This window comes from Acidovorax cavernicola, assembly GCF_003581445.1.
On record NZ_QXMN01000069.1, the window covers coordinates 1 to 17601 of the forward strand.

Genomic DNA, 17601 nt, shown 5'->3' on the forward strand with positions numbered 1-17601 from the left:
ACCGTGATCGTGCAGCCCGACCGGCGCTCGCCGACCGCGGTGCAGATGGTCTGGGTGCGGGTCGGTTCGATGGACGAGGTCGACGGCACCTCGGGCGTGGCGCACGTGCTGGAGCACATGCTGTTCAAGGGCACGAAGACCGTGCCGGCCGGCGAATTCTCGCGCCGCGTGGCGGCGCTGGGCGGGCAGGAAAACGCCTTCACCATGCGCGACGCCACCGGCTACTACCAGCAGATCCCGGTCGGCAGCCTCGAACAGGTGATGAAGCTCGAGTCGGACCGCTTCGCCAACAACCAGTGGCCCGACGACGAGTTCAAGCGCGAGATCGAGGTGGTCAAGGAAGAGCGCCGCCTGCGCACCGAAGACCAGCCGCGCGCCCTGCTCGGCGAGCAGCAGAACGCCGCCGTCTTCACGTCTTCGCCCTACCGCCGCCCGGTAGTGGGCTGGATGAGCGACCTCGATTCGATGACGCCCGCCGACGCGCGTGCCTTCTTCCAGCGCTGGTACGTGCCGGCCAACGCCGTGCTCGTGGTGGCCGGCGATGTCGACGTGGCGCGCGTGCGTGCGCTGGCCGAGAAGTACTACGGCAGCATCCCCGCGCGTGCCGTGCCGGAGCGCAAGCCGCGCACCGAGCCCGCGCAGCGCGGCATCCGTCGCCTCGAGTTCAAGGCTCCGGCCGAGCAGGCGTACGTGTCGCTCGCCTTCCGCGTGCCGCAGATCACCAATGTCGACGACGCGAACAGCGACGCCTGGGCGCTGGTGGTGCTCTCGGCCGTGCTCGACGGCTACGCCGGCGCGCGGCTGGACCGCGCGCTCACGCAGGGCCCGGGCCGCGTCGCCGATTCGGCCGGCGCGTACGCGGGCTTCGTCGGTCGCGGCCCGCAGCTTTTCATGCTCGACGGCGTGCCGGCGGCGGGCAAGACCGCCGAGACGGTCGAGGCCGCGCTGCGTGAGCAGGTGGCGCGCGTGGCCAAGGACGGTGTCGGCGAGGCCGAGCTGGCCCGCGTCAAGACGCAGTGGGTGGCGAGCGAAACCTACAAGCGCGATTCGGTGATGGCGCAGGCGCGCGAGCTCGGCAGCAACTGGATCCAGGGCCTGCCGCTGGACGCCAGCGAGCGCATCGTCGCCCGGCTGCAGGCCGTGACGGCGGCGCAGGTGCAGGCCGTGGCCGCCAAGTATTTCGGCGATGACCAGCTCACGGTCGCCACGCTGCGGCCCCTGCCGTCCGAACCCAAGCGCGGCCGCGGCTTTGCAGCCCCCGCTGGCGAGATGCGCTGAAAGGCACCGGATTCCATGAAGACCCTCAAGAAGATTGCAAGCACCGCCCTGCTGGCGGGCATCACCGCGCTGTTCGGCATGGGCAGTGCGCAGGCCGCGCTGCCCATCCAGCACTGGACGCTGGCCAACGGCGCCAAGGTGTACCTCGTGTCGACCAACGCGCTGCCGATCGTCGACGTGCAGATCGACTTCGACGCCGGCAGCCGGCGCGACCCGGCCGCGCAGGCCGGGCTGGCCAGCACCAGCGCCGCGATGGTCGAGAAGGGCGTGCGCGCCGGCCGCAACGGCGAGCCCGCGCTCGACCAGAACGCGCTGGGCGAGGCCTGGGCCGATCTGGGCGCGAGCTTCGACGTGAGCGCCGGCACCGACCGCACCAGCTACACGCTGCGCACGTTGTCCGATCCGGCGCTGCTGAACAAGGCCGTGGCGCTGGCCGCGCGCGAGATCGGCGAGCCGTCGTTCCCCGACGACATCTGGCCGCGCGAACGCGAGCGCATCAACGCCGCCATCAAGGAAGCCAACACCAAGCCCGCGACCGTCGTCGGTCGCGCGTTCGCACAGGCCGTGTACGGCACGCATCCCTACGGCCAGGAAGTGACCGAGGCCACGCTGGCGCGCATCGACACCGCCGCCATGCGCCAGCGCTACGAGCAGCTGATTCAGCCGTGCCGCGCCAAGCTCAGCATCGTGGGTGCGGTCACGCGCGCCGAGGCCGAGGCGCTGGCGACCGCGCTGCTGTCGCGCCTGCCCAACCCCGCCACCTGTGCACCGCTGCCGGCCATCGCGCCCGTGGTGGCGCTCACGGCGCCGAAGGACGAGCGCATTGCCTTCGACTCGGCGCAGGCGCACGTCTTCATCGGCCAGCCCGGCTACCCGCGCCAGGACCCGGACCACTTCGCGCTCACGCTCGGCAACTACGTGCTCGGCGGCGGCGGCTTCGTCTCGCGGCTGACCGAACAGGTGCGCGAGAAGCGCGGCCTGGCCTACAGCGTCTACAGCGGCTTCGCGCCGGGGCTCGACGCGGGCGCCTTCCGCATCGGCTTCCAGACCCGGCCCGACCAGGCCGAGGCGGCGACCCAGGTCTCGCGCGAGGTGCTCGCCAAGTTCGTGGCCGAAGGCCCGACCGAGAAGGAGTTGAAGGCCGCCAAGGACAACCTGATCGGCGGCTTCCCGCTGCTGCTGGACAGCAACCGCAAGCTGATCGGCAACGTTGCCAACATCGCCTGGTACGACCTGCCGCTGGACTACCTCGACACCTGGACTGCGCGCATGAACGCGGTCACGGCCGCCGACATCAAGGCCGCGTTCGGCCGCAAGCTGCAGCCGCAGCGCATGGTGACGGTGGTGGTGGGCGGCAAGCAGGCCGCGCCCTAAAAGAAAGAAGGCGCTCAGGCCAGCGCGTGCGGCCCGCTGCGCGCGGCCTCGCGCACCGCGGCGCCGAGTTGCTCCAGCAGGCGGGGCGCCGCGCGGGCATGCTGCCAGTACAACGGCACCGGCAGCGTCGCGCCGGGCACCAGTTCCACCAGCGTGCCGCCCCGCAGCGCGTCGGCGACCATGCTGGTCGGGTGCATGCCCCAGCCGATGCCCCGGCAGGCCGCCTCGACGAAGGCGGCGGGCGAAGGCACCCAGTGGCGCGGCGTTTCCACGTTGCGGTGGCAGATGCGGCGCACCCAGCGCGCCTGCAGCCGGTCCTTGCGGTCGAACACCAGGTTCGGCGCGGCGGCCAGCGTGCGCGCCCCCACGTCCTTGGCGAAATACCGTTCCACGAAACCCGGGCTCGCGGCGGCCACGTAATGCACCGTGCCCAGCGCCTCGCTGTTGCAGCCCGTGACCGGCTGGGCCAGCGCGGTCACGGCCGCCAACACGGCGCCGCTGCGCAGCCGTTCGGCCGTGTGGTCCTGGTCGTCGGCCGTCAGGTCGAGCAGAGCCTCCGGCGCCTGCGCGGCGAAGGCCGCGGCCCCGGCCATGAACCAGGTCGCGAGGCTGTCGGCGTTGACCGCCACCCGCACCGTGACCCGCTCGTGCGCCTCGCCGCTGCCCATGCCGAGCGCGGGCAGGGCTTCGCGCAGCTCGTGTTCCAGCATGCCCACGCGCTCGACATGCCGGCACAGCTGCAGGCCGGCCTCGGTCGCCACGCAGGGCTGGCCGCGCACCAGCAGCGCGCCGCCGGTGCGTTCCTCGAGCAGCTTCACGCGCTGCGACACCGCCGAGGGCGTGACGTGCAGCGCGCGGGCGGCGCGCTCGAAACTGCCTTCGCGCACCACGGCGGCGAGGGCGTGCAGGGCAGCGTAGTCGAGCATCGTGGCGAATGAAGTAAAACTGAATTGAAGTTAGAAAGTTTAGTTTGATTTAACACCCTGCGGACGGCAAGCTCGGGCCATGACCGCCGTCCACACCTCCACCGCCTTCCTCAACGGGCTCTTCATGAGCCTGGTGCTCATCGTCGCCATCGGCGCCCAGAACGCGTACGTGCTGCGCCAGGGCTTGCGCCGCGAGCACGTGAGCGCGGTGGTGCTGTTCTGCGCCGCCTGCGACGCGGTGCTGGTCGCCGCGGGCGTGGCCGGCATGGCACAGGCGCTGAAGGGGCGGCCGATGCTGGCGACGCTGCTTGCGGGTTTCGGCGCGGCCTTTCTTTGCGGCTACGGGCTGCGCGCGCTGTGGCGCTCGCGCCAACCGGGGGCGCTGCAGACGGCGTCGCAGGGCGCATCGCTCTCGCGTGCCGCGGTGGTCGCCCAGGCCGCCGGCTTCACGTTGCTGAACCCGCATGTCTACCTCGACACCGTGCTGCTCGTGGGCAGTGCAGGGGCGCAGTACCCGGGCGCGCTCAAGCTCTGGTTCGTGGCCGGGTCGACGCTCGCCAGCGTGCTGTGGTTCACGGCGCTGGGTTTCGGTGCGCGGCTGCTCGCGCCGGTGTTTGCGCGCCCGCGTGCCTGGCAGATGCTCGATGCGCTCATCGGCGGCACCATGCTCGTATTGGCGGCCTTTCTTGCCCGCCGCGCGTTCATGGGCTACTGACGAGGCGAGGTGGGCCGGCCACGGCGTTAAGCTCGCCGCATGCCCCAGAAGCCCTCGAAGAAGAAGAACGCCGCCGCGCCCGTCTCGCGCACCCCCGCCGCCAAGCGCCCCTCGCGGCCCAGCGAGGTGCGCATCATCGGCGGCGAGTGGAAGCGCACCCGCCTGGCCGTGGCCGACAAGCCCGGCCTGCGCCCCACGCCCGATCGCGTGCGTGAAACGCTGTTCAACTGGCTCGCGAGCCTGGCCGGTGTGGGCGGCGGGGCGCTGCCAGGCTGGCACTGCATCGACGCGTTCGCGGGCACCGGCGCGCTCGGCCTCGAGGCGGCCTCGCGCGGCGCGGCGAACGTGCTGCTGTGCGAGCAGGACGCCGCGCTGGTCGCCCAGTTGCAGACCGCCAAGACCAAGCTCTCGGCCGACGCCGTGCGCGTGGAGCGCGGCAACGGCGTCACCGCGCTCGAGCGCGCGGCGGCGGGCAGCCTGCAGGCGGTGTTTCTCGATCCGCCCTTCGACACTCTCGCGCTGTACGAGCCGGCCCTGCGCGCCGCTGCGCGTGCGCTGCATCCCGACGGTGCCATCTACCTCGAGGCGCCGCGCCGCTGGACCGTTGAAGAACTCGCCGCGCTGGGCCTGGCCGAATTCCGCTATTTGAAGGCCGGCGCCGTGCATGCCCATCTGCTGCGGCACGCCGCGTCCGTGCCTGCATAATCCGCCGGACAAGCCGCACCGGCAGCATGAGGAAGAAGCAACCATGGCCAGCAACGTGATCGCGGTTTATCCCGGCACTTTCGACCCCATCACCCTCGGTCACGAGGACGTGGTGCGGCGTGCAACCCAACTCTTCTCCAAGGTGATCGTCGCCGTCGCGGCGGGCCACCACAAGAAGGCGCTGTTCACGCTCTCCGAGCGCATGGACATGGCCCGCGAGGCGGTGAAGCCCTACAGCGACCAGGTCACGGTCGAGAGCTTTTCCGGCCTGCTGCGCGACTTCGTGGTCGCGCGCGGCGGCAAGGCCATGGTGCGCGGTCTGCGCGCCGTGACCGACTTCGACTACGAGTTCCAGCTCGCGGGCATGAACCGCTCGCTGATGCCCGACGTCGAGACCGTGTTCCTGACGCCCAGCGACAAGTACCAGTTCATCTCCAGCACCTTCGTGCGCGAGATCGCCATGCTCGGCGGCGAGGTCAACAAGTTCGTCTCGCCGAACGTCGAGCAGCAGTTGACAGCCAAAGTCCGCAGCCTCGGCCGCGAATGAGCGCGCTCCCGGGCTTCGTGCGGAGGTGAGCGGCATTCCCTTGCCCCGCCTGCATCCGCTGGGCGACGCGGCGCTGGTGTGCGACCTGCCCGCGCCGGCCACGCTGGCGCAGCAGCAGCGCATCTGGGCGCTGGCCGCCGAGGTGCTGGCCTGGCCCGGCGTCGGCGAGGCGTTGCCGGGCATGAACAACCTCACGCTGACCTTCGACCCGACCGCCGTGGCGTTCGAGGAGCTCGCGGCGCGCGTGCTCGAGGCCTGGCCGGGGCTCTCGGCCCATGCCGCCGAGGGGCGGCGCATCGAGATTCCCGTGGCCTACGGCGGCGAGCATGGCCCCGACCTCGCCGACGTGGCGGCTCACACCGGGCTGTCGGCGGCCGAGGTGGTGCGTCGTCACAGCGGCGGCGACTACGTGGTCTACCTGCTCGGTTTCCTGCCGGGCTTTGCCTTCATGGGCGGGCTGCCACCCGAACTCGCGACACCGCGACGCACCGAACCGCGCACCGCCGTGCCCGCGCGCTCGGTCGGCATCGGCGGCGAGCAGACCGGCATCTACCCGCTGGTGTCGCCGGGCGGCTGGCAGCTCATCGGCCGCACGCCGCTCGAACTGTTCGATCCCTCCGCCGAGTCGCCCACGCTCCTGCGCCCGGGCGACCGCGTGCGCTTCGTCGTCGAAAGCCTGCAGACATGATCCTCGTGCGCAAACCGGGCGTGCATGCCTCGGTGCAGGACCTCGGGCGGCCCGGCCTGCGTCAGCTCGGCATCTGCCCAGGCGGTGCGCTCGACATGCTCGCGCTCACGCTGGCGAACCGGCTGGTCGGCAACGCCGACGCGGCGGCGGGCATCGAGCTCACCATGGGCGGCTGCGAGCTGCAGTTCGAGACCGACACCCGCATCGCGCTCACCGGCGACGACTTCGGCGCCACGCTCGACGGCGTGCCGCTGTGGCCCTGCTGGAGCGTGCCGGTGCGCGCCGGCCAGACGCTGCGGCTCGCTGGCGCCAACGCGCCCGGCGCGGCGAAGGCCGGCCTGCGCAGCTGGCTCGCGGTGGCCGGCGGCATCGACGCGGCGCCCGTGCTCGGCTCGCGCAGCACCGACCTCAAGGCCGGCTTCGGCGGACACGAAGGCCGAGCGCTGCGCAAGGGCGACCGGCTCGCGCTGGGGGCTTCGCGCCTCGATGCCGAACGAACGGCGCGTCGGCCTTTCGGCCTGCGCGCGCCCGACTGGGGCGTGGCAGAGCCCGACGGCGCGCTCGTGCTGCGCGTGCTGCCCGGTCCCGAATTCGAGCTGTTCACACCGGACGCGCAGGCGCTGCTGTGGAACGAGCGCTGGCGCATCACGCCGCAGAGCAACCGCATGGGCAGCCGGCTTGCCGGCGCCGAGCTGCACCGCAAGGCGGGCGGTGACATGCTGTCGTCGGGCGTGATTCCCGGCACCATCCAGGTCCCGCCGTCGGGCCAACCGATCATCCTGATGGGCGACGCGCAGACCACCGGCGGCTACCCGCGCATCGGCGTGGTGATCCGTGCCGATCTGTGGAAGCTCGCGCAGGCGCCGCTGGGTGGCCGGTTGCGCCTGGTGCGCACCGACCTGCCGCATGCGCTCGAGGCCTGGGCCGGGCAGCAGCGCTACCTGGCGCAGGTGGCGCAGGGGCTCGCCGCTGCGGGCTGGCCCGGCGCGGCCTAGACTGTGGGTGTCGCAGGTCGTTCCCACCTGCCCACGAGACGAGACGGAGAACATCCCATGCAGATCGACCTGAACGCCGACCTCGGCGAAGGCGCCGGCAGCGACGAAGCGCTGCTCGGCCTTGTGAGTTCCGCCAACATCGCCTGCGGCTGGCACGCCGGCGACGCGAAGACCATGCAGCAGTGCGTGCGCTGGGCCATGGCGCATGGTGTGGCGATCGGCGCGCATCCGAGCTTTCCCGATCGCGAGAATTTCGGCCGCAGCACCATGCACCTGCCGCCCGAGGAGATCGTGGCGAACGTGCTCTACCAGGTCGGCGCGCTGGCCGCGATCGTCAAGGCCGAGGGCGGCCGGCTTGCGCACGTGAAGCCGCACGGCCAGCTCTACAACCAGGCGGTGAAAGAACCCGAATTGGCCGAGGCGCTGTGCGAGGCGGTGCGCCGCTTCGACCCTTCGCTCAAGTTCTTCGGCCTCGCGGGCAGCAACATGATCGACGCGGCGCGCCGCGCCGGCCTGCAGCCTGTCGAGGAGGTGTTCGCCGACCGCGGCTACATGCCCGACGGCAGCCTCGTGCCGCGCAGCCAGCCCGGCGCGCTCATCGAGAGCGAGGAGCAATCGCTCGCGCAGACGCTGTCCCTGGTGCGCGACCACCGCGTGGTCGCCATTGACGGCAGCACCGTGCCCGTCAATGCCCAGAGCGTGTGCCTGCACGGCGACGGCGCGCATGCGCTGGCTTTCGCGCGGCGCATCCGCGAACGGCTGCAGCAGGAAGGCATCGCCGTGCGCGCGATGGCCTGAACGCAGGCGACGCGATGCCGGCGAAGCGTGCTTCCCCCACCGTCCTGCTGACGGGCTTCGAGCCTTTCGAACAGGAGTTGCTCAATCCGTCGTGGGAGGCGGTGCGCGCGCTCGACGGCTGGAAATGCGGCCGCGCCACGGTGCATGCGCGGCTGGTGCCCTGCGTCTTCGGCGATGCACTCGACGCGCTCGATCGTGTGATGGACGAGCTCCAGCCAGTGCTGGTCGTGTGCATCGGCCAGGCCGGTGGCCGCGCCGAGTTCACGCCGGAGCGCATCGCCATCAACGTCGACGACGCCCGCGTGCCCGACAACCATGGCCGCCAGCCGATCGACGTGCCGGTGGTGCCCGGCGCGCCCACCGCCTATTTCTCGACCTTGCCCGTGAAGGCGATCGTGCGCGAGTTGCGTGCGGGTGGCGTGCCGGCTTCTGTGTCGAACAGCGCGGGCACCTTCGTGTGCAACCACCTCTTCTACGGGCTGATGCATCGCCTCGCGACGCATCCGTCGGCGGCAGGCGCGCGTGGCGGCTTCATCCACATTCCCTACCTGCCCGCGCAGGCGGCGCGCTTTCCGGGCGCGCCGAGCATGTCGCTCGAGACGCTGGTCGATGCGTTGCGCATCACCGTGAAGACGGCGCTCGCCGTGAAGCACGACGTGGCGGAAACCGGCGGCCAGCTGCACTGACCGTGTGCGCGGCTGCGCCTAAGCGGCCGGGAAGTGCTTGCCCAGCCAGGCGTTGAGCGCTGCGTTGACGAGGGCCGGCTTCTCCATCGTCAGCATGTGGCCGCATTGCGGCACCCACACCACCTGGGCACGCGGCAGCAGCGCCGCCATCTCGCGGGTGCATTCGGGTGGCGCGAGGCGGTCGTCGTCGCCGCACATCAGTAGCACCGGAACGCGCAGCGAGGCCAGGTGCGTGCGCGCATCGGGGCGGCGCATCACGGCGTGGTTCTGGCGGATGAGCTGGGCCGCGCCGGCGCCGAGCACGATGTCGAGGTAGCGTTGCACCAGCGTCGGGTTGGCGGCCTGCGCGGGGTGGAAGGCGAAGGCGACGTTGGGCTCGATGATCTCGCGCACCTCGCCGCGCTCGAAACACTCGATGGCGCCTTCGCGCAGTTCGAACATGTCGGGCGTCTCGGGCCGTGCGCTGGTGCCCAGCAGCATCAGCCCGGCGATGCGTTCGGGCGCCTGGCGGGCCGCTTCCATGGCGACCATGCCGCCCATCGACGCGCCGCACAGCACCAGCGGGCCGTCGTGTTCGCGCAGCACGGCGCCGGCCATGCCTTCGATGGTGTCGTGGCGGGTCTGGACGTCGCTCACGCGGGCCTTGAAAGCGACGGGAAGTGCGGGCAGTTGGGCCTCCCAGAGACGTTCGTCGCAGGCGAGGCCGGGCAGCAGGACAAGATGGGGCATGGGGCCGATTCTGCGCGATCGCATGCGGCCGCCGCTACCCGTGCGCCGCGGTGGCGACCCTGCAACAGCGGGTTGGCACGAAGAGCCGGTGTCATGCGCACGGTGGACAATGCATGCAATGTCCACCACCACCCCCGACTCCGCCCCCACCGACCTCATCCTGATCCGCCACGGCGAAACCGCCTGGAACCGCGAGCTGCGCTTCCAGGGCCACGCGGACGTCCCGCTCAACGACATCGGCCACGAGCAGGCCCGCCGCCTCGGCTTGCGGCTCGCGGGCGAGACGGCACAGCACCTCATCAGCAGCGACCTCATGCGCGCCCAGCAGACCGCGGCGCCCGCGGCGCAGCAGCTCGCGCTGCAGGTCGTGACCTCGGTGGCGCTGCGCGAGCAGCACTTCGGCGTGGTCGAGGGCATGCGAGCCGACGAGATCCAGAGCCAGCATCCGCGCGCCTGGGAAGAGTGGCTGGAGTTCCGCGAAGACCACGCCATGCCGCAGGGCGAGAGCGCGCGCGAGTTCCATGCGCGCGTGATCGCCGCGCTCGGCACCGTCGCCGCCGCGCACCGCGGCCAGCGCCTGATCGTCGTCACGCACGGCGGCGTGCTCGACATGGTGTGGCGCACCGCGCGCGGGCTGAGCCTCAGCGGGCCGCGCCAGAGCGAGATTCCCAATGCGGGCTTCAACCGCATCCGCATTGCCGACCCGGCCGCGCCGGACGCCATCGAGATCGTCGAGTGGGCCGACACGCGCCACCTGGCCGACCTGCCGCCGCAGCCGACCTACGACCAGCGGCGGCACCTCAGGAAAGACTGATCTCTTCGGTTCGGTTCAGGCCGGGCAACTGCCCGGCTTCGGCGTACGCAGCAACGGCACGCCGGCGCCCACGCCCGTGGGCTGGCCGCCGTCCACCGCGAGGCGGCCGTTCACCAGCACCGTGACCACACCTTCGGACAGCAGCGTGGGCTGCGTGTAGGTGGCCTTGGCCGCGAAGCGCTTCGGGTCGAACACCACCACGTCGGCGTGGTAGCCGGGGCGCAGGTGGCCGCGCTGCACGAGGCCCAGCGTGTCGGCCGTGAGCGAGGTGCTGCTGCGGATGAACTGCGCCAGCGAGATCGCGCGCTCCTTCGCTACGTACTGGTCGTACTTGCGCGCGAAGGTGCCGTAGGCGCGCGGATGGCCCAGCGACGAGTCGGACGAGGTCATGACCCAGGGCCGCTTCATGAAGGCGCGCACGTCGTCGTCGCTCATGTTGAACGAGGCGATCATCAGGTCGCCGTCGCGCAGCACGGCAATGGCGGCGTCGACCGGGTCGGCGTTCGAGGCCTTGGCCACGTCGGCCAGCGTCTTGCCCACGTACTTCGTGCTGCCGGCCGAGAACAGGATGGCCTCGGGCCCGCCGCGCAGGCGCAGGTTCTCGCGCATGTCCTTGCGCAGGCGCTCCTGCTGCGCCGCATCGTCGAAGCGCTGCAGCGTCGCGGCGCGGCCGCCTTCGTTGGCCCAGGGCGGCAGCAGCGCGGCCGAGAAGCGCGTGCTCGACGCGGTCCAGGGGTAGTGGTCGGCCGTGATGTCCAGGCCCGCGGCGCGCTCCTTCTCGATGCGCCGGATGATGTCGCCGCTCTGGCCCTGCACGGCTACGCCCAGCGCCTTGATGTGCGCCACATGCACCGGCAGTTTCGCCTCGTGGCCGATGCGGATCACCTCGTCGATCGAACCCTTCAGGCCGACGTTGTACATGGCCTCGTCGCGGATGTGGCTGTCGTACAGGCCGCCGTGCGCGGCCGCCACCTTCGCGAGCTCGATGACTTCCTCGGTCTTCGAGAAGTTCTGCGGCGGGTAGAACAGGCCGGTGGACAGCCCGAGCGCGCCGTCGCACATCGCGCGGCCTAGGTGCTGCTTCATGGCGTTCATCTGCGCGGGCGTGGGGGCGCGGTTGGCCTCGCCGAGCTGGCTGATGCGCAGCGGCCCGAAGCCCGCGTACATCGCGACGTTGGTGCCGACCGGCACGGCGCGCAGCTTCTGTGTCTGTGCCGCGATGTCGTAGCCGCCGAAGCCGTCGTTGCCGATCACGGCCGTGGTCACGCCCTGCGTGAGGAACGGGATGTTCAGGCGCTTGCGTGCGTCGTTCGAGAGCAGGTCGGCGTCGGCGTGCGTGTGGGCGTCGATGAAGCCGGGCGCCACCACGAGGCCGGTGGCGTCGATGGTGCGCCGCGCGCGGAACTGCGCGGGCATGGCGCGGCCCGCGAACACGATGCGGTCGCCCGCGATGCCGACGTCGCCGACCACGGGCGTGTCGCTGTCGCCCGTGTAGACGGTGCCGCCGCGCAGCAGCAGGTCGAGTTCGACCGGGGCTTCAGCGGCTGTGGCCGTGGTGTGGAAGGGCGAGGCGAGGGCCGCGAGAACGGCCAGCGTGACGAGGGAGCGCTGCATGGGCGAACAGGAGGAGAGCGGGAGGAGCGGCCAGTTTAGGAGTCGCTCCCGCGTGGCCGTTAATTCCTTTTGTGCCACGCCCCATGACTGGAAGGCATGGGTGGCGAAGCGCTCACGCCCTGGTGAGCTGCCCGAGTCCCAGCCGTGCGTAGACCGCATCGGCCTGTCGCCGCAGCCGCAGCGATTCGGGCTGGCCGTTGAGCTGCTGCTGCAGCAAACCTTGCGCACCTGCGAGCGCAGCCTCGGTGCCCGTGCGCACCAGCGCATCGAGATACAGCTGCTCGAACAGATCGCGTTGCGCATGGCTGCCGCCGATCTCGATCATGCGCGGCAGTGCGATGCCCAGCCCTTCGACCGCGCCCGCCACATCGCCGCGTGCATGAGCCACGAGGCCGCGCGCGGCCGGCACGCACACGCGCTGCCAGGCGGCGCGCGTGGACGCCGGCGCGACGGGTGCGAAGGCCTCGATGTTGTGCAGCAGCACTTCGGCCTCGGGCCGGCCGGCGCGCGCGAGGCCGTAGAGGTACTGCAGGTCGAGAAAGGGCAGCACGTGGTCGGCCTGACGCTGCCGCAGATGGTTCGCCACGTCGTCCCAGCGCTCGCCCACGTCGATGCCCGCGAGTTCCAGCCGCGCGAGCAATGACACCGCGCCGATCTGGTCCTGCGAATAGTCCTTCACCACGCCCCAGGCGTGCTCGTCGTACACCGCGAGCGCCTCGGCGTCGCGGCCCAGGTCGATCAGGAACAACGCCACGTGCCACCAGTTGTGCGTGACCATGAAGGAGTTGAGCCCGGTCCAGGTGTCGCTCACGCTCTGCATGAAGGCCAACCCTTCGGCCAGCCGGCCTTCGGTGAGCATCACGTGCGCCAGCGCATGGTGCGCCCAGGGCTCCTTGCGGCACAGGCCGATCGCACGCCGTGCGCTGGTTTCGGCTTCGCGCAGCAGGTGGCATTGTTCGTAGCCGAAGGCGGCCATGCCGTGCACGTAGGGCACCTCGGCCGCGGCCGGCAGTGCCGCGAGCGCGAGCCGCAGCATGCCGGGGCAGTCGCCGGTGTTGAAGCAGTGGTACTGGCCCAGCTTCACCGATACCAGGTCGCGCGGATGCTCGCGCGCCTGCTCGGCATGCAGCGCGATGGCGCGTGCGATGTCGCCCTCGGCCCAGGCCTGGACGGCGGCGATGTAGCGTTGCTCGCGCGGCGTGGCGCGGTCGGCGCCGGCATGGGCTTTGGCGAGGAAGGGCTGGGCATTGGCTGCGGCCTCGCGCGATTCGGCGAACAGGTGCAGCGTGGCGCAGTAGGCCTGCACGATCGGGCTGGCATCGTGCTCGGCCAGCGCCAGCAGGTTCACGGCGCGCGCCTCGGTCGAGAGAAAGCCCATGACGAAGTCGTCGACCAGTGCGAGGCTGGCAGCGTCGTCGAGCGTGAGCGGGTTGCCGAGGCCGTCGGCGGTGTGCGGGGTTCCGTGGGAGGGCATGGCGGCATGGTGCCATGCCCTCGCTGTCTGACAAGTCTTCTCAGACACCCGCTTGCTGGTGGCGGTATTCCTGCGTCTTGCCGCCGTAGCCGTAGGCCGCGCCGCGCGCATCGATCACGTGGATGTACGAGACCTCGTGCAGGTCGGGCCGCAGCGCTGCCATGGCCGCATGCACCTCGCGCAGGTAGCGCGCCTTCTCGGACTTGGTGTTGGTCTCGTCGGTGATGCTGATGTCGAGATGGAAGGCTGACTTGCCGAGTTCGGCCAGCGACTTCCCGCCGATGAACCAGCTGTCGGCGGCGATGTACTGCACTGTGACGGCGATGACCGGCAGCGCCTTGCCGAGCACGCTCTGCGTGAGTTCGGCGACCGTGTTGACGGTCGTGTGGGTGAGGGCGGCATCAGGCTGGCCGGAGAGGTGAACGACGATGTGAGGCATGGTGAACTCCTTTGGGGGGTGAAGAACGGGTGGTCGATGGGGTGATTGTGGGATCGGCCTCGCCATCGGAAAAGCGGGAAGATATGATGAAATCCATCGGATCAGCGAATGGATGAATTCCCATGCAAGGCTTCGACCTCGAACAGTTGCGCACCCTGGTGGCCGTGGCAGACGCCGGCAGCCTCACGGCCGCGGCGCCGCGCGTGTACCTGTCGCAGTCCTCGGTGAGCGAGCAGATCCGCAAGCTCGAGGAGCGCGCCGGCCAGTCGCTGCTCACCCGCAGCAAGGCCGGCGTCGCGCCCACCGAGGCGGGCATGCGGTTGCTGGCGCATGCACGGCGCCTCCTCGCGCTGAGCGACGAAGCCTTTCGCGACCTGCGCGGCGAAAGCCTGCAGGGCGAACTGCGCCTGGCCGTGACCGACTACTTCCGCCCCGGTGACCTCACCCGCCTGCTGGGCCGGCTCGGCGAACGCTATCCGCAGGTGCGGCTACATGTGACCATCCTGAAGAGCGATGCGCTGCGCACCGCCTACAGCCACGGTGACTTCGACGTGGCGCTGGCCATGAACATCGCGGGCGCGAGTGCGGCGGCAGCCACCGGCAGCGGTGCCGTGCTGCGGCGCGAATCGCTGGCCTGGCTCGGCGCGACCGGCCTGCGCTTCGTGCGCGGCGAGCCCTTGCGGCTGGTGGCGCTGCCCGACACCTGTTCGCTGCACCAGTTCACCGTGGCCTTGCTGCGTCGTCGGCGTGTGCCCTACGTGCTGGCGCACGTGGGATCAGGGGTGGCGGGCCTGCAATCGGCTCTGGCCGCGGGCCTGGGCGTGGCCTGCCTCAACGAATCGGCGATCGGCGAGGGCATCGCGCGGCTGGCGCCGCCGCATGGACTGCCGGCGCTGCCGCGCGTGGCGTTTCAGTGGTTGCCCGCGCGGCGCGGCGAGACCGCGTTCGTGACGCGGGCGCGGGAGATGCTGTCGTTGCAGCTGGCCTGAAACGCTTCAGGCCAGGCGCTCACACCTTCTCAGACCTGCGGCCAGGGCCGCTGCACTTCCCGGATCTGCTCGAACGCACGCGCCACGCGCAGCACACCGAGATCGTCGAAGCGTTGCCCTGCGATCTGCAGCCCGATCGGCAAGCCGCCGGCCGCGTACCCGCAGTTCACTGACGCCGCCGGCTGCTCCGACATGTTGAACGGCACGGTGAAGCCGATGTGTTCCAGCGGCCGCAGCGGGTCGTTGGTGGGCGAGGGCGCCTCGGCCGCCGCCGGCATGTTGGGCGACACCGGCGAGATCACGTAGTCGAAGCGCGCGCACGCGGTCACCGTCACCACGCGTGTTGCGTGGAACTGGCTGAAGCTGCGGAACACATGCTCGCCGCTGAACTCGGCGGCGCTCTCGGCCCATTCGCGGATGTAGGGCAGCACCTTGGCGCGCTGGTCGGCGCGCAGGGCCTTCATGTCCACGAGCGAGCGCATGCGCCACAGGTGGTCCATGCCGTCGAGCAGGGCCTGCGACATGAAGGGCTGCATCGGCTCGACCGTGGCGCCGGCCTTCTCGAACAGGCGCGCCGCCTGCTCGACTGCGGCCTGGATCTCGGGCTCGACCGCGAGGCCGCAGCCGGCGTCGAGCAGGAGCCCGATGCGTAGGCCGCGCAGATGGTCGGGCGCGACGTCGAACGCGGCCCAGTTGATGTCCTGCGCGGGCAGACTCATGCTGTCGCGCGCGTCGGGCCGGGCCAGCGCCTGCATCATGAGCGCGGCGTCGCCGACGGTGCGTGTCATGGGGCCGGCGGCGCGGCCCATGTACGGCGGATCGATTGGGATGCGCCCCAGGCTGGGCTTGAGTGTGAAGATGCCGCACCAGCTCGCGGGCAGGCGCAGCGAGCCGCCGATGTCGGTGCCCAGGTGCAGTGGGCCGTAGCCTGCAGCGGCTGCGGCGCCGGCGCCGGCGCTGGAACCGCCCGGCGTGCGGCTCAGGTCCCAGGGGTTGCGCGCGAGCGTGTGGAAGCTCGACAGCCCCGACGACAGCATGCCGTAGTCGGGCATGGTGGTCTTGCTGACGATGACCGCGCCGGCTTCCTTCAGTCGCGCGGCCGGCGGGGCATCGGCAGCGGCGGGCATCAGGTCGACGGCGGCGGTGCCCGCGGGCAGCGGGTCACCGCGCGTGGCGATGTTTTCCTTGATGGTGGTCGGCACGCCGTCGAGGGGGCCGCGCGCGTCGCCACGCTGCCAGCGCTGTTCCGAGGCGCGCGCCTGCTCCAGCGCGGCCTCGGGCCGGAACAGCCACGTGGCCTGCAGCCGGGGCTCGCAGTGCTCGATGCGCGCGATGACGGCGCGCGTCACCTCGACCGGCGACAGGCGCTTCTCGCGGTAGGCCGCGGACAGCTCCTGCGCCGACAGGTCGCTCAACGAAGACGAGGAAGAGAAGTCGGACACTGCGCCGCTCATCCCCACGACAGGGCCGACAGGTCGTTCACGAAGATCGGGTTTTCCTTCCAGAGGCCCTTCACGTTCTTCTTCGCCACGGTCGGGAACTGCGGCTGGTAGAGGAAGCCGTTGGCCGCGTCGGTGGCCAGCAGCTTCTGCGCCTCGCCCAGCAGCTTGTTGCGCTCGGCCGCGTTACCGGTGGACTTGATCTTGTCGAACAGCGCGTCGAAGGCCTTCGACTGGTAGCCCCAGTAGTAGTCGGGCTTGGCGTAGTTGCCCAGGTCGAAGGGTTCGACGTGCGAAATGATCGACAGGTCGTAGTCCTTGTTGGTGTAGGTGCCGCTGAGCCACTGCGCCCACTCGACGTTCTGGATCTTCACGTTGATGCCGATCTTGGCGAGCTGGGCCACGATGACTTCGCCGCCCTGGCGCGCATACGGCGGCGGGGGCAGGGTCATGCGCAGTTCGAGCGGCGTCTTCACACCGGCTTCGGCCAGCAGTTTCTTGGCCTTCTCGATGTCGAAGGGGTTGATGCCGGTGGTGTCGACATAGCCCGCCGCGCCCGGCACGTAGTGGCTGCCGATCGGCACGCCCAGTCCGTCGGCCGCACCCTCGATGAAGGCCTTGCGGTCGATGGCCGCGAGGATCGCGCGGCGCACGCGCACGTCATCGAGTGGCTTCTTCTTGTTGTTGATCGAAAGGATGGTCTTGGCGCGCGAGCCCGCCAGGATGGTCTGGTACTGCGGGTTGTTGCGGAACTGCGGCACGGCGCGTGTGCCGATGCGCGTGAACACGTCGACGTCGCCCGAGAGCACGGCTGCGGCTTGCGCGGCGGTGTCGGAGATGAAGCGGAAGGTGACCTTGTTGATCTTCGCGACGGCCGGCGCGCGGAAGCCCTCCCACTTGCTCAGCGTGATCGACGAGCCCTTGGCCCAGTTGTCCAGCTTGTAGGGGCCGGTGCCGATCGGCTTGGTGGCGTTGCCATCGGCGCTCTTGGGTTCGACGATCGCGGCCGTGGCCTGGCCCAGCACGAAGGGCAGGTCGGGGTCGATCTCCTTGTTGATGATCACGACCGTGTGCTCGTCCACCACCTGCGTGGAGAGGTTGGCGAAGGTGCGCTTGTCCTTGTTGGTGCTCTTCTCGCCGCCGGCGCGGTCGAACGCGAACTTGACGGTGGACGCGTTGAAGGGCTCGCCGTTCTGGAACTTCACGCCCTTGCGCAGCTTGAAGGTGTAGGTTTTCAGGTCGGGCGAGATTTCCCAGCTCTCGGCCAGCAGCGGCGTGACGCTGCCGTCGACGTTGATCTTGGTCAGCGTTTCCAGGATGTTGTACTGCACCACTTCGGCGATGGCGGCGGCGGCGCCGGTGGTCGGGTCCAGGCCCGGCGGCTCCAGGGC

At 70.6% G+C, this 17601-nt stretch carries 18 protein-coding genes; 11 read left to right on the top strand and 7 right to left on the bottom strand.

The genetic code is table 11. From position 1 onward, the window contains the following. The coding region (locus tag D3H34_RS29715; protein ID WP_147400513.1) for a M16 family metallopeptidase at positions 1–1278 on the top strand (1278 nt) is incomplete at its 5' end. Between the two features lie 15 nt (positions 1279–1293). Next, entirely contained in the window at positions 1294–2652 is a 1359-nt protein-coding gene (locus D3H34_RS29720) for a M16 family metallopeptidase (protein ID WP_119558329.1), read from the top strand. Positions 2653–2666: 14 nt separating this feature from the next. Here D3H34_RS29720 and D3H34_RS29725 read toward each other — a convergent pair whose 3' ends face one another. Further along, positions 2667–3578, bottom strand: a complete 912-nt coding sequence (locus D3H34_RS29725) for a LysR family transcriptional regulator ArgP (RefSeq protein WP_119558330.1) — start codon at positions 3576–3578, stop codon at positions 2667–2669. A 79-nt stretch (positions 3579–3657) separates the two neighbouring features. Here D3H34_RS29725 and D3H34_RS29730 point away from each other — a divergent pair, with 79 nt between their 5' ends. Genes D3H34_RS29730 through pcp form a run of 7 tightly spaced genes read left to right on the top strand, consistent with a single transcriptional unit; the run spans position 3658 to position 8712 of the window. Further along, on the top strand, positions 3658–4293 hold the full coding sequence (locus tag D3H34_RS29730) for a LysE/ArgO family amino acid transporter (protein WP_119558332.1): 636 nt from the start codon (positions 3658–3660) through the stop codon (positions 4291–4293). A 39-nt stretch (positions 4294–4332) separates the two neighbouring features. Continuing rightward, positions 4333–4998 carry an RsmD family RNA methyltransferase gene (locus D3H34_RS29735; RefSeq protein ID WP_119558334.1) on the top strand — a complete coding sequence of 222 codons (666 nt, stop codon included), beginning with the start codon at positions 4333–4335 and terminating at the stop codon, positions 4996–4998. Positions 4999–5041: 43 nt separating this feature from the next. Then, on the top strand, positions 5042–5545 hold the full coding sequence (gene coaD / locus D3H34_RS29740) for a pantetheine-phosphate adenylyltransferase (RefSeq protein ID WP_062481439.1): 504 nt from the start codon (positions 5042–5044) through the stop codon (positions 5543–5545). A 40-nt stretch (positions 5546–5585) separates the two neighbouring features. Further along, positions 5586–6233 carry a 5-oxoprolinase subunit PxpB gene (pxpB, locus tag D3H34_RS29745; RefSeq protein ID WP_119558355.1) on the top strand — a complete coding sequence of 216 codons (648 nt, stop codon included), beginning with the start codon at positions 5586–5588 and terminating at the stop codon, positions 6231–6233. Then, positions 6230–7228, top strand: coding sequence for a 5-oxoprolinase subunit C family protein (locus tag D3H34_RS29750; RefSeq protein ID WP_119558336.1), 999 nt, complete (start codon positions 6230–6232; stop codon positions 7226–7228). The genes pxpB and D3H34_RS29750 overlap by 4 nt, the downstream gene beginning before the upstream one ends. Before the next feature lie 57 nt (positions 7229–7285). Further along, positions 7286–8026 (top strand): 5-oxoprolinase subunit PxpA, encoded by a 741-nt coding sequence (gene pxpA, locus D3H34_RS29755; protein ID WP_119558338.1) that lies wholly within the window; start codon positions 7286–7288, stop codon positions 8024–8026. Positions 8027–8040: 14 nt separating this feature from the next. After that, the gene (gene pcp, locus D3H34_RS29760; RefSeq protein WP_119558340.1) at positions 8041–8712 is read left to right on the top strand and encodes a pyroglutamyl-peptidase I; all 672 of its coding nucleotides are present in this window, start codon (positions 8041–8043) and stop codon (positions 8710–8712) included. An 18-nt stretch (positions 8713–8730) separates the two neighbouring features. Here the strand turns inward: pcp and D3H34_RS29765 are convergent, their stop codons facing one another. After that, positions 8731–9441: an alpha/beta fold hydrolase gene (locus tag D3H34_RS29765; RefSeq protein WP_119558342.1), complete on the bottom strand. Its 711-nt coding sequence runs from the start codon at positions 9439–9441 to the stop codon at positions 8731–8733. Positions 9442–9559: 118 nt separating this feature from the next. Here D3H34_RS29765 and D3H34_RS29770 point away from each other — a divergent pair, with 118 nt between their 5' ends. After that, a complete protein-coding gene (locus D3H34_RS29770) occupies positions 9560–10255 on the top strand; it encodes a histidine phosphatase family protein (protein ID WP_119558344.1) in 696 nt (231 codons plus the stop codon). 15 nt (positions 10256–10270) lie between these two features. Here the strand turns inward: D3H34_RS29770 and D3H34_RS29775 are convergent, their stop codons facing one another. The 3 genes from D3H34_RS29775 to D3H34_RS29785 form a co-directional block, all read right to left on the bottom strand. Then, a complete protein-coding gene (locus D3H34_RS29775) occupies positions 10271–11869 on the bottom strand; it encodes an N-acyl-D-amino-acid deacylase family protein (protein ID WP_119558345.1) in 1599 nt (532 codons plus the stop codon). Positions 11870–11981: 112 nt separating this feature from the next. Beyond that, complete coding sequence (locus D3H34_RS29780; RefSeq protein ID WP_119558347.1) at positions 11982–13343, bottom strand: tetratricopeptide repeat protein; 1362 nt, start codon at positions 13341–13343, stop codon at positions 11982–11984. A 40-nt stretch (positions 13344–13383) separates the two neighbouring features. Then, complete coding sequence (locus tag D3H34_RS29785) at positions 13384–13782, bottom strand: tautomerase family protein (protein ID WP_119558349.1); 399 nt, start codon at positions 13780–13782, stop codon at positions 13384–13386. 122 nt (positions 13783–13904) lie between these two features. Between D3H34_RS29785 and D3H34_RS29790 the strand changes: the two genes are divergently transcribed. Continuing rightward, positions 13905–14771, top strand: coding sequence for a LysR family transcriptional regulator (locus tag D3H34_RS29790; RefSeq protein WP_119558351.1), 867 nt, complete (start codon positions 13905–13907; stop codon positions 14769–14771). A gap of 29 nt (positions 14772–14800) precedes the next feature. Here the strand turns inward: D3H34_RS29790 and D3H34_RS29795 are convergent, their stop codons facing one another. Both D3H34_RS29795 and D3H34_RS29800 read right to left on the bottom strand, forming a co-directional pair. Next, positions 14801–16213, bottom strand: coding sequence for an amidase (locus D3H34_RS29795; RefSeq protein WP_286186449.1), 1413 nt, complete (start codon positions 16211–16213; stop codon positions 14801–14803). Between the two features lie 8 nt (positions 16214–16221). After that, on the bottom strand, positions 16222–17601 hold a 1380-nt coding region (locus D3H34_RS29800), incomplete at its 5' end, for an ABC transporter substrate-binding protein (RefSeq protein WP_147400514.1).